The organism is Bacillus sp. D48C (genome assembly GCF_053345735.1).
On the sequence record NZ_JBKFAQ010000018.1, the window covers coordinates 48,133 to 60,784 of the forward strand.

A 12,652-nucleotide genomic window follows, 5' to 3' on the forward strand; every position below is an offset into this window, starting at 1 on the left:
CTTTATTTTAGAGAGAAAGGAGGTGACCCTTATGATGGAATATTTACTTTCTTTGTCTCAGGATTTACTCAAGGTATTCCTAACTATAGTTGTTACAGCTTATGCAAATAAGTTTGCTAACAATTTGTTTAAGAAAAGTAAAAGAGCCACCCCTCGCCGTCAGAAGCAGGGTAGCTCTAGAAAAAATAAATAGCAACCTTACCACCTGATGGCGGCAGTTACTGAAGAGATGTTACAGCATCTCTTCTTTTATTCTATGCAATTCAGATAAGTGTCATACTCAATGTATAGTAAATATATATTCACTATACATTGGTGATTCTAGTGCCTATATTACCATAGTCATATTTTTTGGTCAACGCAAATAGCGGGGATTGAGAATAAATTTATAATGGTTCACAAAATAAAGTTTCATGGTAAAATATATGTATCCATACTTCTAAGCCTGCACATGTTGCAGGTTTTTTTATTGATATAAAATCAGTATTTTATAAAAGTATAAGAATTTAACTTTTATAAAAGAAATTAATTATCCTTGTAAATTAACAGGTGTAATCCAAAATTTTTCCGTTCAGGCAATAAAAGTATGTTTCGCCGTAGTTACTAATGTTAGTATCCATCTATGCATTTTTATAAATCCTGTTAAAGATAAACGATTATAATTAACTAATTCTGTTGAATAAATTTTTAAAAGCATAACTTTTAACTGGATATGAAATAATACTATTGTATTCAGAAGGGAGGTAATTATTTGTATAGAAAAATTCATGGTAAACTATTTTGGTGTGTTGAAGTTCCGTCAGAAGTAAAGGATGATTGCCCTCAACTTACTTCATGGTCTGACCAAATTTCATCACATAAAGGTTCTATTGCTGGTATAGTAATTAACTATTATGAAGCAGAGCCAGGAGAAGGTGGGGACGGCCCAGGAGAAGGTGGGGACCATATGGATCCAGCAGGTCCAGGTGGAGAAAGTCCACACGACGATCCTAGAGGTCCAGCTGAACCTCCAGAAACTGGTTTAGTGATAAATTACTATACGAAACGTTAAATGCATACGAAGTAAATCATCATTTGAAAATGTTAATATTTAGTATGAAGTTAAATTGTCCAGGAAAATTAAAAGAGCTATGTATAGGTTTTATAAGGTATAAAAAGGGTCAGTATCATAATTGGCTCTTTTTATATTTTACAAAAAACTACATAAATCAAAACATAAGGATTGTTGGCGCATGATAATAGTATGTTACAATCCAGTGTATGAGTATACATACTGATATACCGGTTTATAACAAAATCAATATTTTGTTACCTCATTACTTTTTATTTTTATATCATTAGCTTCTTTTATTTTTTCGGATTGCTTTTTTATTTCATCTGTAATTGAGATATCTATGTTACCTTTAGCTTTTTTGTATTCTTGTTGCAATGAGTTAACATTTTGATTGAATGAAATTAGACTTCCAGTTGGAGAATTAACCTGTTCATTAAGTGCTGTCGCAACACTGTAGATATTTTTATATTCCTCATATACATCTTTGTATAAATCAGGATGCTTTTTTACAGCTTCTGATACTGATTTTAATTGTTGACCCATCTCATTATAAATAATGTCTGCGCGTTTAATTATTGGATCAGATTCTGTCTTCTTAGACATTAGTTCTGTATTAAAATCTTTTTGATTTTTTATCGCATTAGACCATGTATCAGAATAACCAAATAGGACTAATGTGGAGTACATTTCAAATGATTCAATGTCATTATAAAAATTGGCGGCTGCCATCAAATATTCACTTTCTTTTTTCTTTTCTGCGGCGATTTTTTTATGTTCATTTTCAATGTTCATTGATACAAAAATAACAATAAATAGTATTACAAATGAAATAATTGATACTCCAAAAGTTATAGCGGACTTCATGAACATAGGGTTTTTTCTCTTTTTATTAATGAACCCAATAATTAAAAATACTAATGATGCAAACAGTGCAATTATACTGAACCAAGCTAGCGATCCACCGATAGCTTGTCCTATAACATAAGCCATTCCATATTCAGAGTCTCCAAATTTAATACTATTATAAATCCCACGCATAAAGAGTATAGCTAATATTCCTATACTAACTAAAATAAACATTTTATTAGATATTTTCATTCTTAATCCTCCAAAAATGTAAGATTTCTGAAGTTAGCATAGCAAACATAACATTAATAAATTGTCATATTATGTCGAATGAACAAATAAAAAAAGAGAGCGAACAGCTCTCTTACTCAAATTGTAAAAAGATGAATATTTTACAATTTGAAATTGGAAATGATTTCTTCTAAAATCAAATCATAGTATTTCATTATTCTCACCCAAGAAACGAACATAATAATCAAGTTGTTTGCAGAAGTTTTTTCTTTGACTAGCGGATAACACCGCATATGTTTTTTGAATTCCAAGCATCGTATTATGTAACATTTCATCATCCAGATTATCAATGCGTCCTGTGAGTGCATCTAGTGTCACATTGAAATAGGAAGCGAGACGAAATAATGTATTGAGATCAGGCTCAGAAAAACCATTTTCGTAATTATTTATTTGGCTTCTACTAAGGTTTAGTTCATGAGCTAAATCTTCCTGCCTTAACGAGCGACTTTTTCTTAACTTTTTTAAAGTTTCACTAAATGTTTTCATAGTACAAGTATAGTTATAGAAATATTGATATACTATAAATGATAGATTTATGGTCAAATTATTAATGATGATAATAAATCAATCTTTTATTGCGAAATGAACAGAACGAAAGTTCGTATTTTGTGGTATTATATCTATAAAGTATAAAAATAACGATATGAAAAATTGCATGTCCAACTAAATCTTGATTTATAGCGATAAAAAAACTTTCTCAACATTTGATTAACAATTATTTTATTAAAATTTTAAAAATTCGTGATAGTATGGAAGTAACTAAAAATGAACGAAAAAGACCCATATGAGCGTGTTCAAGAGGTGTCTGCTAAACGTTCTCTTGAACCGTTCCCTAACCAGTACTTAGGAAACACTTTGCTACATACGAGTCACATCTAAGTATAACATAAAAAATGAATATCCTCTTCTCGTATTTTGTTTCCAATTTTTTTGAATTGTTAGGTGGTGTCCGTGTTCGGGAAAAGGAAGTGTTTCTAGTGAAGAGTTTAATGAAACAAATAAAGGAGCGAATAAAAAAAGAAGAATTAACGTTTCCTGACTTAGAAAGAAAAACCGGAGTAGATCGTGTAGTGATAAATGATGCGATTACTGGAAAAACAGCGGAAATGAAATTGGAGAACTTTTTGAGTGTGGTGTCTGAAATATATAAAGACGTTAAAGAAAGAAATGAGATAATTAGACAATTTATTACACTATGTAAAAAGAATCTAAATATTAGGAAGGCTTTGTGTTATTGCCAAGGAACTGGAGAATATGAAGTAATAGATTATTTAGTTAATAAACATAGTAATTGTAAGTTGTTAAACAAATACTTGAAGGCATACAAATTATTTAATAATAGAAATCAGGATAAAAAACGTGGACAGCCTTTATTGGATGAAATTAATAAAAAGGTATTTCCAAATGATCCAGAATGCCAAGTAGTTATTAATATTCTTTATGCACTGTCGATGCATGATATTTTTAATATAAGGGCAATGAATCCATATCTAGATAAAGTAGAGAAAAATTTAGTAGAGATTAAGGATGGATTTATAAGAAATTGGCTTAGTATGTATTTTAATGAGCGTATGGCCTATGTAAATTTATTTGATGATAAATTGGAATTATGTAGAGAGAAATGCCGTAGAATATTAGATAACGAAATGGAAGTCCCAATAACCAAAGCAACTGCATTGTGCTGTATGGGAGAAAGTTATATGTTCATAGATGTATTAAAATCAGAAAAATATTTATTGGATTGCATAAAGTATTTAGAGGACAATGGCATAGGAAGAGAAAGTCGAAAATATAAATCATTCCAATCTACTTTAGCCTTTCTTTATATAGATAATGGATTTAATCTTGATAAAATAAAATTTGAATATCTTGATACATCTGAAATAGGATATTTTGAAGGATTATATGGTGACAAAAATAAAGCATTAAAGATATTTAAACAGTTAGCTGTAGAAAGAAAAATGAATTCTCCGTTCACAATGTACTATATTTCCAGAATTAACAATGATATACTGGGATTAAGGGAATCTTTGAGACGTTTTGAGCGTGTTGGTAATTACCATTATGCTAACGCGGTGAGACGAACGTTAGCTAGTATAGTTGAAAGAGTGGGATGAATATGAAAAAAATTAGTATGGTAGTATTATCTATTCTGACTGTAATGACTTTAACTTTAAATGTTAGTGGAACAACAAAGGATAGTAAAAGCCAATTATCTAATCATGAAGTACAATATATGATGGTTGAACCAGGTGGTTCTTAAAAATTAATATAATAATGAAAAAAGAGACGTTGCGTAAATCGCAACGTCTTTCGTACTTCTTAGGGACTGTAGGTTTTTTACTAACGGTAAAAAAACCGACACCTATTTTTTTACAATTATTTTTTATAAGGAATTAACGGTTATTATAATTTGCTATAAAGAGAAACTCTAACAATTATTAAATCACAAACAAAATATACAGAGGGTGTAGGGGGAAATGATAATGGTAAAAGAGCAAGTAGCAAAAGAAGCGGCAATTAAGTTGTTATTAGAGGGAAATACTCCTAATACTGAGGAACAATTAAAACACTTACTAGACGATGTGTTTAAAAATAAAAAAGACTAACCATAGAGGTTAGCTTTTTTATTTTTGTTCTTTGTTTTGTTGATACTGTACATACATTTCTAACTGTTCCCAAGCTTTTTTCTGTTCTTCTTGTGATAGTTTAGAGATTAGTTGTTCAATCTTTTTCCCCATTGCTGTTGCCTGTTTATCTTGTTCTGCGGTTAATCTTTCATCAGTGGATCTTCCTAGTAGAAAATCTACAGATACTTTATAAATATCAGCTAGTTTAGATAAAGTATCATAGTCTGGTTTTCGTCTCCCGGATTCGTAACTAGATAGAGTCCCACGGTGTATTTCTAGTTTTTCAGTTATATACGTTTGTGTGTAGCCGCTTTTTTCACGGCAGGCTCTCAATCTTTCTCCTAGAGTCATAAATTTATTCCCCTTTATAAATAAATTTCTATGTGTGTTTTACATTACATTCGAATTGTTGTTAATTACAGTATATATACTTTCTGACGACTTTACACTGTTTTTTATCAAATTGATAAAAAAAATATAACAAAATGACAAAAAACATGTTTACTTCTTCATAATGACGACATATAATAAAAATAACAAATCGTCAAAATGACGACTTGGAGGTGAAACATTTGTCTATAGGCATGAGAATACGTGATATACGTAAAAAAAAGAAAATAACTCAGGGAGAATTAGCAAAAATGCTTGGTTTTAGCGGTTCTTCGGCTATCTCTTATATTGAAAATGGTCAGCGCAAACTAAACGCCGATAAAATTCCAAAATTAGCGGAAAGCCTAGGGGTAACTATTGAAGAAATTTTTTTGAACAATATTCGTCATATTGACGACGTAAAAAGAGAGGATGAAGAATCATGAAAAATTCAACAGTTCAAATAGCGTTAGCAGTAACAAAGTTTTCAGCTCAAAAAGGATGGAGCGATGAAGAATTTTGGGAGGCGATTGAGTTAATTCGTTTCAATAAAGAAGATGCAAGACAAACAGCAATAGAAAAATTAGATACTATCCCGGTTACTTACGATAGTACAAATGATTATCCAATTATGTTGAAAGTAGCTCATGTAGCAGAAGTATTAGGAATTTCACAAAGAAAAGCATACGACATTATGGATCAAAAAGGATTCCCATTAGTGAAAATCGGGCGTAAGAAGGTGGTTCCGAGGGATGCATTCTTTAATTGGCTAGAAAGGGGGATGACAGCATGATAGAAGATCCAATAGCCGCATCAGTGTTTGGGCTACTAATTGCTTGTAGTGCTTGGTTAGGATACATCACTTATGAGCCGATAAAACAATGGGCCTGGAGTGATGTTAAAGAAAGTAAAAAGACCCATGGCAGTGGGTCCCTTAAAAAAAACAAGTTTCTATAAGTATATCATGGAAAGTAGGGGAATAGTACATGGATTTAACTGAGTATCAAGTGCTATTACCTAATAAGTTCTGGGGCTTAGCAAAAAAAAGATGAATTAAATAAGATGATTGAGCAGTATTTCAAAGTTAGTTATCCGCATTATGAAATTCAACGAATTATCAAAAGTGGACAAGCATATGTGGCAGTTTGTACAAGGAGGTAAATAAATGGCTACTTTTCGAGTTAATAAAGATAAGAACTACACAACGATAAATAATACAGGTCTTAAAGATAAAAGGTTAAGTTGGAAGGCAAAAGGAATTTTAGCGTATATTCTGACGCTTCCTGATGATTGGGTTTTTTATAGAGAAGAATTATCTAGGCATGCTAAAGACGGGCTAGATAGTTTAAGAGCTGGGATGAAAGAATTAAAGGAATATGGGTATCTTAAAAGATTTCCAGTGAGAGATGAAAACAACAAAATTATTAAGTGGGAAACAATTATATACGAAGTTCCTCAAAATGACCCAGTGGCGGAAAAACCACCAGTGGAGATTCCACCAGAGGGAAAACCACCAGTGGAGATTCCACCAGAGGGAAAACCACCGGTGGAAAATCCCAAGCTACTAAATACTAAAGAACTAAGTACTAATAAACAAAATATTAATATACAAAGTAGTAGTAGTAGCATCTTCTCTTTCTATGAAAATAATTTCGGTATTTTAAATTCATTCATAGCCGAAAGTATTTCGCAATGGGTAAACGATACAAGCGAAGATCTTGTACAAGCAGCAATGGAACGTGCTTTGAAACAGCAAAAGAAATGGAATTATGCTGAGGGCATTTTAAAACAATGGGTTAACAAAAATATTCGTACTTTAGCTGATGTTAATGCAGCGGAAATAGAGTTTAAAAACAAAGGTAAAAAAGGAGCGAATAGAAATGGCAACACCAATGAAAAAGCTGGCAGAATCCCTGGAATTGAAGGTGAATTACCATTCTGATCAATGCATGAAGCACTCTTATGAAATAGGCGGACAAAAGTTTATTAAACCAGTTCAGATGATTGAATACAAAGGACAAGTGGTTTGCCCTAGATGTGTAGTTGAACAAAACAACAAAGTTTTGGAAGAACAGGCTAATGCTCACTATAAAAAAATTGATCGTTTGCAGAAATTTAATATGTTGGAAAAGGCTAGTGTTATTACAAATAAGAAAATTCCTCTTTCAAGATTATCGGATTACAGAATTGGGTGTGATGAAACCAAAAGTCATAAGAAAGCTGTAGAAGAAATTTTAGAGGATTTAAAGAGCGGAGAAGTTAGAAAAGTTGTATTTACAGGAAATCAAGGGACGGCAAAAAGTTTCCTAGCATACAGCATGCTTCATGAATTAAATCAATATTTTTGGGACATCAGTCAGAAAGAAGAAAACTATCATCTCATGAAAAGTTGTTTATATGTGGAATTAGAAGCAATAACAAGAATGATTATGGATTCTTTTGATGATAAGAGCAGTAAATACACACTACAATATTTCGTTCAACTAATTGGACAAGCAGATTTTGTTGTATTAGATGATCTCGGTGCAGAAAGTGGTTCAACAGATTCCAATAGACAAGCCTCAGATTTCATACAACGTCTATTATATGCTGTATCAAATGCTAGACAAGGAATGAGCACATTTACTACAACAAACTTTACTGGAAAACAACTTTTTAATAAATATGATGCTAAAACAGTAAGTCGTTTATTAGGGGATTCAAAGGTTTTAAAATTCACCACAGCGGATCAAAGGCTTGCAAATTTAGGTTTCTAATAAGGAGGAAAAAGCATGTGTGCATTATGTCGTGATAAAGGAATTATTCGTAAAGAAACTTATCCAGGTGTGATTGAAACGAATGGTTGTAGTTGTGAAGTGGCAATACAGCAGCAAGAAGAAAATGAAAAGCGTTGGAAAGCGTACTTAATTAAATTTGAGTTAATGAAACAAGAGTTACGACGTAAACAGCAACAAAAGGTAAGTTAACAAGGGGGAGCAAGATATGAGAAACGCAGGTATTGCAAGAAAAGTAGATGAGCTAGGGCGTGTGGTAATTCCTGTTGAGTTACGCAGAACTTTGGGGATTACTGAAGGAACAGCATTAAACTTTCATGTTGATGGGGAAAACATCGTTTTAAGAAAACAAGAAAAGTCATGTTTTGTAACGGGTGAAGTTTCTGAATCTAACACTGAATTGCTAGAAGGGCGAATGTTTTTGAGTAAAGAAGGGGCAACTGAATTACTGGATCTTCTTGAAAAGAGTGGGATGGCAAATGCCTAAGCAACTAAATATTTTTGATGTAGAGCCAGCGATTTGCGAGTTTGACATAATGAAAGCAAATGTGAAAAGAGGAACTGGACGCACTACATATGCAGATGTACGCGTTCATGTTCCAAAGAACGCAAAGTGCACAGATGAGTTACCACGCACAACAAAACAAGATGATCGCTATGACATCTTTGAAGAATATGTAATAGCAATTTGGAGATTCCAAAGAGCTGTAGATAAGTTTTTTAATTGGGATACAGCTGAAGAATTGTGTAAGGCAGCAAGGGATAAAAAAGAAATAATTCCGGTACGGGTTTATTTAGGAAGTGGCTTTAAACCTGATGTTGTCGAGTACATGAAGTGAGAAAAAGGGAGAGGAACATATGAAGAAAGAAATCGATGTTACAAGTAATAAACTCCTTGTAGTAAAGGATGGTGAAATCCTTTCATTTAACCCACCAGAAAGCGGTTTTGGTGAGCAAGTCGTAATTTGGGTGAACGGTAAGGGTGTCCATGTCAAAACTACTTCTAATGAAAAAATAGATTAATTATTTAATAAGAAAGTGGGGTCGCTTATGAGTGTCGCAAGAAATCATGAAGCGATGAAGGAATCACGCTTGAAGGTATACATCGCTTTAGAAGAGGCTAACTTCATTTGGGATGAAAGAGATGTAGTACGTTTTCGTGAAATGTGGAGTCAAGGTATGAGCTTACCAAAGATGGAAAAAGCGTTAAGGAGACACCAAGCGGAAGTTGCGCTTCTTGTAATAGATCAAGCTGATAAGTATTTAATTGAAAATCGTCCGATAGGATTAGGGATTTGCTAAATAGGAAGGGGAAATCAAAATGAATTTAACTAAAATATTCGGAATGCAAAAGGTATTAGATACAAGAATCATTAAGGAGCATGGACTGGAAGGACAAAATTTATTTTACAATATGATCCTTGCTTTACAGGTTGAAATTGGAGAACTTGCAAATGAAACAAGATGCTTTAAACATTGGAGCAATAAAGGTCCTAGTGAAAAAGAATTCATTTTAATGGAGTATGTAGATGGATTTCATTTTATAGCTTCGTTAGGAAACGGCATCGAATTTAATCCTAATGAATATAGCTGGAAGTTATTAGAACATAATGCAAACGTCTATACCGCAAGTACGTTAGTCAATCAATTTAACAATGTATATGAAGCTGTTTCGGAATTTCGTGCAACTCAAGATATTGAGCTTTATGAAGAATTATTGTACTCGTTCTTAGGTTTAGGTAAGAAATTGGGATTCACATTTGAAGAAATTGAACAAGGTTATTACAAAAAGAATGAAGTGAACCACCAGCGCCAAGATAACGGATATTAAGACAAAATTTGAATTTTGTATAAAAACGAGGTGATGGTATGGGGAAACGGATTTATTTATCTAATGAAGATGCTGAAAGACTCTATCACCTGGTACGTAATAGTTTAGACAGTGATGACCTTTCAGAAGAGGATTGTGTCAGGTATCAAAACATATTATTGAAACTATCAAAGTGATTTATAACCAAAGCGTTATTTTAATAAAAATTGGGGGAATGAGAGATGACAAAGGTAACAGTTGAGTTAACAGCAAAACAAGCGGAGTTTTTAAAGTTATTTAGCGAAAAACAATATAGTGGTGCTGAAGATAACGTTTATACAAGTGATCCTATACATGTTGTTCAGAAAAGAAGAAAACAGTATATACCTTATAGCTTGGATTTAGAAGGTTATTTTGATAATAGTACATTGGAGTTTTGTACAGATTCGGATAGAGAGTTATGGCATGACAACGAAGTGGAAGCTGTAGATTCCTTTTATGAGTGGAAAGATGAAGAATGTCCAATTGAAGTTAGAAGCTTTGAAAACCTACAATATACAGACGTAGTAAGCGTTAATGGAAAAATGATTTTTGTTAGTGATCTTTACGAGTATTTCGAGGTTTATGGAATTAAAGATGAGTTGGCGATGGCATGGGTAGAAACAGAATGGGAGAATGAAGCGTTCTTTTTCATTCGTGATGAAGCCAAACGATATCAAAAATATCAAGCTCATAATCTAGGCAGATCCAGAATCTACACTTATTCAGCAGGTTATGACAATAGAGGCGATTTTGTCCACTTCCGTAATTTGCTAATGAAGATGGGACAAGAGTTAAATAAGCAGTCTCAGGAAGAAACGGAAGTTGTAGTTGCTAAGTAATTTGAACAAAATAGTTATTTTAAAACGAAAGGGAGAATGAAAAATGAATACAATCACTATTAAATTTGGTCAAGGTACAGAAGCTTGGAAGGATATGCAAGAAGTAGTTAAAGTTCTACATGATAAAGGATATATCGCTCAGCCGTACGAGGATATCGGAACAGTTAAATTAACTAAAGAAATTAAAGAAGAGAACTGAACAAAATTCTTATTTGAATGGAAAAGGGGGATATAAATGAAGTTTGTTGTGCTGAAGGTTGAGGATGTGTTAAAAGCAACGTCCGTAAGTGAAGGGGTAGTTTTAGAAGGAATTACACAAAAAATAGCGAGGTTGAGAGAAAAGGAAGGACGTAATCCAGATCCTAAATATCATGTGGTTAATCAAGATGAACCGTATGCAGAGGAAGTTCTGAACATCATTAAAAAACACGAAGGTGAAATATAACAAAATCTTTATTTAGCAACAAATAAAAAGAGCGCATTCTTATATGCACTCTTAGTAAGGTAGGTGAATGTTTCATGAGATACAAAAAATTTAAAGAATCGTAATCAGATTTTTACGAGTAAATTTTTAATATTGTATGCATCACTTGGAAGTATGGAGCATGTCATTAAAGAAAAAAGGCCAGTGGGAATTTTAACAAAATCGTTATTTGAAAATAAATAAAAAAGAGAGCACACATATAAGTGTGCTCCTAGTTTAAAAGGTTTGAACTTATGGAATGGAGTGTTTCCATACAATAACATATGCTTGTCTAATTAAAAGGTGAAAATTTTTTATATAAAAACGCTATTTTATTAGAAAAGGAGATAAACAATGAACTTAAAGGAGTACGTCGTATATAAAGGTGAATCATTGCTATGTATCGGAACTATACAGGAATGCGCTGATTATATGGGCGTACTTCCTGCAACAGTTCGTTTTTATACAAGACCAGCGTATCAAAGGAGAATAGCAAGTCGGAAAAATGCTAGGAACTATATAACTATTACGGAACTTGAGGAGGATGAGGAATGAAATATATGTATGTTATTTTCACAATGGATACATTCGCTAGAAAAAGTAATGTAGCTGTTACTGAAAGTGAAGAAACTGCAAAGCAATCAGTTACGGATTTGATGAAGAACGGATTAATTGCAGGATATGAAAAAGTAGAAGTTTGGAGTCGTGTTGATGCAATCGTAAATGATTATTAATAAAACTTCATATTGTCGAAATCTTTTTGAATAAAGTCACTTAAATCAATTGATAATAATTTCAGTATGGAATAAAATTGAATAAAGTAACTTTATTCAAAGGAGAGATCATTATGAACAATTTAGAAAAAATGACAAAGGAAGAATTAAAATCTTTACTTATTAATCATCTAGATAAAATTGGCGCTTTTATTAATTGGAGCATGGACAATGGAGCTTCGTTATTAATGGGGGATTTGATAAGCGGATCTTCTTATATAAAAAATATCGATCTTATTGATCCATATGATTATAAGCATAAGAATATGGAAAAAAAGCACTACTCACACGAGATTCAAGAATGTGAAGAATTAATAAATAAACTTAAAGATTTTAAAGATAAATATGAAAAAGGTCACTTTAATCAATCCAAAAAAAGTAACCTTAATCAAACTAGTAGAGAAAATGAAAATAATAACTCGGATCAAAAAAATGAAGATAACACATTAGAAAAAGATAAAAGTAACTTAATTCAAAATAAACGTGGCGGTAAACGAGAAGGTGCTGGTCGTAAAGGGTTTGGAATTACGAAAAAAGTATCAGTGACATTACCTCCTGAAGTATGGGGAGAAATTGAAGAGTTGTGCAAAAAAGGTAACCTTAATCAATCTAAAGTTCTTCGAGATTTAATTCAAAAAGGTTTATTGAATGATAGAGATTAATATAAAAATTTCATTTTGTCATAAATAAAAAGGCGGTTGTTTCCGCAACCGCCTTTTTATAAAACAGAGTCACTTTTTCATATATAACATATGTATGAT

General features: G+C 32.3%; 25 protein-coding genes. 22 read left to right on the top strand and 3 right to left on the bottom strand.

Annotated elements, in window-relative coordinates; translation table 11 throughout:
- Positions 1–31: 31 nt before the first annotated feature.
- The gene (locus ACLBXA_RS27385; protein ID WP_166669640.1) at positions 32–193 is read left to right on the top strand and encodes a hypothetical protein; all 162 of its coding nucleotides are present in this window, start codon (positions 32–34) and stop codon (positions 191–193) included.
- Positions 194–751: 558 nt separating this feature from the next.
- Complete coding sequence (locus ACLBXA_RS27390) at positions 752–1,051, top strand: hypothetical protein (RefSeq protein WP_447617608.1); 300 nt, start codon at positions 752–754, stop codon at positions 1,049–1,051.
- Between the two features lie 246 nt (positions 1,052–1,297).
- On the opposite strand, the gene ACLBXA_RS27395 is transcribed toward ACLBXA_RS27390, so the two are convergent.
- The gene (locus ACLBXA_RS27395) at positions 1,298–2,152 is read right to left on the bottom strand and encodes a hypothetical protein (RefSeq protein WP_447617609.1); all 855 of its coding nucleotides are present in this window, start codon (positions 2,150–2,152) and stop codon (positions 1,298–1,300) included.
- 180 nt (positions 2,153–2,332) lie between these two features.
- Positions 2,333–2,677, bottom strand: a complete 345-nt coding sequence (locus ACLBXA_RS27400) for a helix-turn-helix domain-containing protein (RefSeq protein WP_447617610.1) — start codon at positions 2,675–2,677, stop codon at positions 2,333–2,335.
- A gap of 491 nt (positions 2,678–3,168) precedes the next feature.
- Here ACLBXA_RS27400 and ACLBXA_RS27405 point away from each other — a divergent pair, with 491 nt between their 5' ends.
- The 3 genes from ACLBXA_RS27405 to ACLBXA_RS27415 all read left to right on the top strand — a co-directional run bounded on the left by ACLBXA_RS27405 (position 3,169) and on the right by ACLBXA_RS27415 (position 4,800).
- Positions 3,169–4,308 (top strand): AimR family lysis-lysogeny pheromone receptor, encoded by a 1,140-nt coding sequence (locus tag ACLBXA_RS27405; RefSeq protein ID WP_447617611.1) that lies wholly within the window; start codon positions 3,169–3,171, stop codon positions 4,306–4,308.
- 2 nt (positions 4,309–4,310) lie between these two features.
- Positions 4,311–4,454, top strand: a complete 144-nt coding sequence (locus tag ACLBXA_RS27410) for a hypothetical protein (RefSeq protein ID WP_447617612.1) — start codon at positions 4,311–4,313, stop codon at positions 4,452–4,454.
- 223 nt (positions 4,455–4,677) lie between these two features.
- Positions 4,678–4,800, top strand: coding sequence for a hypothetical protein (locus ACLBXA_RS27415; RefSeq protein WP_447617613.1), 123 nt, complete (start codon positions 4,678–4,680; stop codon positions 4,798–4,800).
- Between the two features lie 18 nt (positions 4,801–4,818).
- Here ACLBXA_RS27415 and ACLBXA_RS27420 read toward each other — a convergent pair whose 3' ends face one another.
- Entirely contained in the window at positions 4,819–5,172 is a 354-nt protein-coding gene (locus ACLBXA_RS27420) for a helix-turn-helix domain-containing protein (RefSeq protein ID WP_447617614.1), read from the bottom strand.
- 212 nt (positions 5,173–5,384) lie between these two features.
- Between ACLBXA_RS27420 and ACLBXA_RS27425 the strand changes: the two genes are divergently transcribed.
- From ACLBXA_RS27425 to ACLBXA_RS27505, 17 genes are all read left to right on the top strand, one after another.
- On the top strand, positions 5,385–5,636 hold the full coding sequence (locus ACLBXA_RS27425; RefSeq protein WP_447617615.1) for a helix-turn-helix domain-containing protein: 252 nt from the start codon (positions 5,385–5,387) through the stop codon (positions 5,634–5,636).
- On the top strand, positions 5,633–5,983 hold the full coding sequence (locus ACLBXA_RS27430; protein WP_447617616.1) for a helix-turn-helix domain-containing protein: 351 nt from the start codon (positions 5,633–5,635) through the stop codon (positions 5,981–5,983). The genes ACLBXA_RS27425 and ACLBXA_RS27430 overlap by 4 nt, the downstream gene beginning before the upstream one ends.
- On the top strand, positions 5,980–6,147 hold the full coding sequence (locus ACLBXA_RS27435; protein ID WP_000568734.1) for a hypothetical protein: 168 nt from the start codon (positions 5,980–5,982) through the stop codon (positions 6,145–6,147). Before ACLBXA_RS27430 ends, ACLBXA_RS27435 begins: the two co-directional genes overlap by 4 nt.
- 208 nt (positions 6,148–6,355) lie before the next feature.
- On the top strand, positions 6,356–7,132 hold the full coding sequence (locus ACLBXA_RS27440) for a DnaD domain protein (RefSeq protein WP_447617617.1): 777 nt from the start codon (positions 6,356–6,358) through the stop codon (positions 7,130–7,132).
- Complete coding sequence (locus ACLBXA_RS27445; RefSeq protein ID WP_447617618.1) at positions 7,071–7,946, top strand: ATP-binding protein; 876 nt, start codon at positions 7,071–7,073, stop codon at positions 7,944–7,946. Before ACLBXA_RS27440 ends, ACLBXA_RS27445 begins: the two co-directional genes overlap by 62 nt.
- Positions 7,947–7,961: 15 nt before the next feature.
- Positions 7,962–8,156 (top strand): hypothetical protein, encoded by a 195-nt coding sequence (locus ACLBXA_RS27450; protein WP_447617619.1) that lies wholly within the window; start codon positions 7,962–7,964, stop codon positions 8,154–8,156.
- 16 nt (positions 8,157–8,172) lie between these two features.
- Complete coding sequence (locus ACLBXA_RS27455) at positions 8,173–8,451, top strand: AbrB/MazE/SpoVT family DNA-binding domain-containing protein (protein WP_447617620.1); 279 nt, start codon at positions 8,173–8,175, stop codon at positions 8,449–8,451.
- A complete protein-coding gene (locus tag ACLBXA_RS27460) occupies positions 8,444–8,803 on the top strand; it encodes a cell division protein SepF (RefSeq protein ID WP_447617621.1) in 360 nt (119 codons plus the stop codon). Before ACLBXA_RS27455 ends, ACLBXA_RS27460 begins: the two co-directional genes overlap by 8 nt.
- Positions 8,804–8,822: 19 nt before the next feature.
- Positions 8,823–8,987 (top strand): DUF3954 domain-containing protein, encoded by a 165-nt coding sequence (locus ACLBXA_RS27465; protein WP_050842983.1) that lies wholly within the window; start codon positions 8,823–8,825, stop codon positions 8,985–8,987.
- Between the two features lie 27 nt (positions 8,988–9,014).
- Complete coding sequence (locus ACLBXA_RS27470) at positions 9,015–9,266, top strand: helix-turn-helix domain containing protein (protein ID WP_447617622.1); 252 nt, start codon at positions 9,015–9,017, stop codon at positions 9,264–9,266.
- A 19-nt stretch (positions 9,267–9,285) separates the two neighbouring features.
- The gene (locus ACLBXA_RS27475; RefSeq protein WP_447617623.1) at positions 9,286–9,795 is read left to right on the top strand and encodes a dUTP diphosphatase; all 510 of its coding nucleotides are present in this window, start codon (positions 9,286–9,288) and stop codon (positions 9,793–9,795) included.
- A gap of 221 nt (positions 9,796–10,016) precedes the next feature.
- A complete protein-coding gene (locus tag ACLBXA_RS27480; protein ID WP_447617624.1) occupies positions 10,017–10,655 on the top strand; it encodes a hypothetical protein in 639 nt (212 codons plus the stop codon).
- A gap of 43 nt (positions 10,656–10,698) precedes the next feature.
- A complete protein-coding gene (locus ACLBXA_RS27485) occupies positions 10,699–10,854 on the top strand; it encodes a hypothetical protein (protein ID WP_165365678.1) in 156 nt (51 codons plus the stop codon).
- A 36-nt stretch (positions 10,855–10,890) separates the two neighbouring features.
- Entirely contained in the window at positions 10,891–11,100 is a 210-nt protein-coding gene (locus ACLBXA_RS27490) for a hypothetical protein (protein ID WP_144502679.1), read from the top strand.
- A 372-nt stretch (positions 11,101–11,472) separates the two neighbouring features.
- On the top strand, positions 11,473–11,673 hold the full coding sequence (locus tag ACLBXA_RS27495; protein ID WP_447617625.1) for a hypothetical protein: 201 nt from the start codon (positions 11,473–11,475) through the stop codon (positions 11,671–11,673).
- A complete protein-coding gene (locus tag ACLBXA_RS27500) occupies positions 11,670–11,852 on the top strand; it encodes a hypothetical protein (RefSeq protein WP_447617626.1) in 183 nt (60 codons plus the stop codon). The genes ACLBXA_RS27495 and ACLBXA_RS27500 overlap by 4 nt, the downstream gene beginning before the upstream one ends.
- A gap of 113 nt (positions 11,853–11,965) precedes the next feature.
- On the top strand, positions 11,966–12,553 hold the full coding sequence (locus ACLBXA_RS27505; protein WP_447617627.1) for a ribbon-helix-helix domain-containing protein: 588 nt from the start codon (positions 11,966–11,968) through the stop codon (positions 12,551–12,553).
- The last annotated feature ends 99 nt before the right edge of the window (positions 12,554–12,652 follow it).

Bases quoted from the DNA above. Each gene is read 5' to 3' on its own strand.
- ACLBXA_RS27480 (WP_447617624.1), top strand. From the start codon at position 10,017: ATGACAAAGGTAACAGTTGAGTTAACAGCAAAACAAGCGGAGTTTTTA.
- ACLBXA_RS27500 (WP_447617626.1), top strand. From the start codon at position 11,670: ATGAAATATATGTATGTTATTTTCACAATGGATACATTCGCTAGAAAA.
- ACLBXA_RS27490 (WP_144502679.1), top strand. From the start codon at position 10,891: ATGAAGTTTGTTGTGCTGAAGGTTGAGGATGTGTTAAAAGCAACGTCC.
- ACLBXA_RS27450 (WP_447617619.1), top strand. From the start codon at position 7,962: ATGTGTGCATTATGTCGTGATAAAGGAATTATTCGTAAAGAAACTTAT.
- ACLBXA_RS27435 (WP_000568734.1), top strand. From the start codon at position 5,980: ATGATAGAAGATCCAATAGCCGCATCAGTGTTTGGGCTACTAATTGCT.
- ACLBXA_RS27460 (WP_447617621.1), top strand. From the start codon at position 8,444: ATGCCTAAGCAACTAAATATTTTTGATGTAGAGCCAGCGATTTGCGAG.
- ACLBXA_RS27455 (WP_447617620.1), top strand. From the start codon at position 8,173: ATGAGAAACGCAGGTATTGCAAGAAAAGTAGATGAGCTAGGGCGTGTG.
- ACLBXA_RS27385 (WP_166669640.1), top strand. From the start codon at position 32: ATGATGGAATATTTACTTTCTTTGTCTCAGGATTTACTCAAGGTATTC.
- ACLBXA_RS27430 (WP_447617616.1), top strand. From the start codon at position 5,633: ATGAAAAATTCAACAGTTCAAATAGCGTTAGCAGTAACAAAGTTTTCA.
- ACLBXA_RS27505 (WP_447617627.1), top strand. From the start codon at position 11,966: ATGAACAATTTAGAAAAAATGACAAAGGAAGAATTAAAATCTTTACTT.
- ACLBXA_RS27445 (WP_447617618.1), top strand. From the start codon at position 7,071: ATGGCAACACCAATGAAAAAGCTGGCAGAATCCCTGGAATTGAAGGTG.
- ACLBXA_RS27410 (WP_447617612.1), top strand. From the start codon at position 4,311: ATGAAAAAAATTAGTATGGTAGTATTATCTATTCTGACTGTAATGACT.
- ACLBXA_RS27465 (WP_050842983.1), top strand. From the start codon at position 8,823: ATGAAGAAAGAAATCGATGTTACAAGTAATAAACTCCTTGTAGTAAAG.
- ACLBXA_RS27400 (WP_447617610.1), bottom strand. From the start codon at position 2,677: ATGAAAACATTTAGTGAAACTTTAAAAAAGTTAAGAAAAAGTCGCTCG.
- ACLBXA_RS27440 (WP_447617617.1), top strand. From the start codon at position 6,356: ATGGCTACTTTTCGAGTTAATAAAGATAAGAACTACACAACGATAAAT.
- ACLBXA_RS27485 (WP_165365678.1), top strand. From the start codon at position 10,699: ATGAATACAATCACTATTAAATTTGGTCAAGGTACAGAAGCTTGGAAG.
- ACLBXA_RS27475 (WP_447617623.1), top strand. From the start codon at position 9,286: ATGAATTTAACTAAAATATTCGGAATGCAAAAGGTATTAGATACAAGA.
- ACLBXA_RS27420 (WP_447617614.1), bottom strand. From the start codon at position 5,172: ATGACTCTAGGAGAAAGATTGAGAGCCTGCCGTGAAAAAAGCGGCTAC.
- ACLBXA_RS27395 (WP_447617609.1), bottom strand. From the start codon at position 2,152: ATGAAAATATCTAATAAAATGTTTATTTTAGTTAGTATAGGAATATTA.
- ACLBXA_RS27470 (WP_447617622.1), top strand. From the start codon at position 9,015: ATGAGTGTCGCAAGAAATCATGAAGCGATGAAGGAATCACGCTTGAAG.
- ACLBXA_RS27495 (WP_447617625.1), top strand. From the start codon at position 11,473: ATGAACTTAAAGGAGTACGTCGTATATAAAGGTGAATCATTGCTATGT.
- ACLBXA_RS27415 (WP_447617613.1), top strand. From the start codon at position 4,678: ATGGTAAAAGAGCAAGTAGCAAAAGAAGCGGCAATTAAGTTGTTATTA.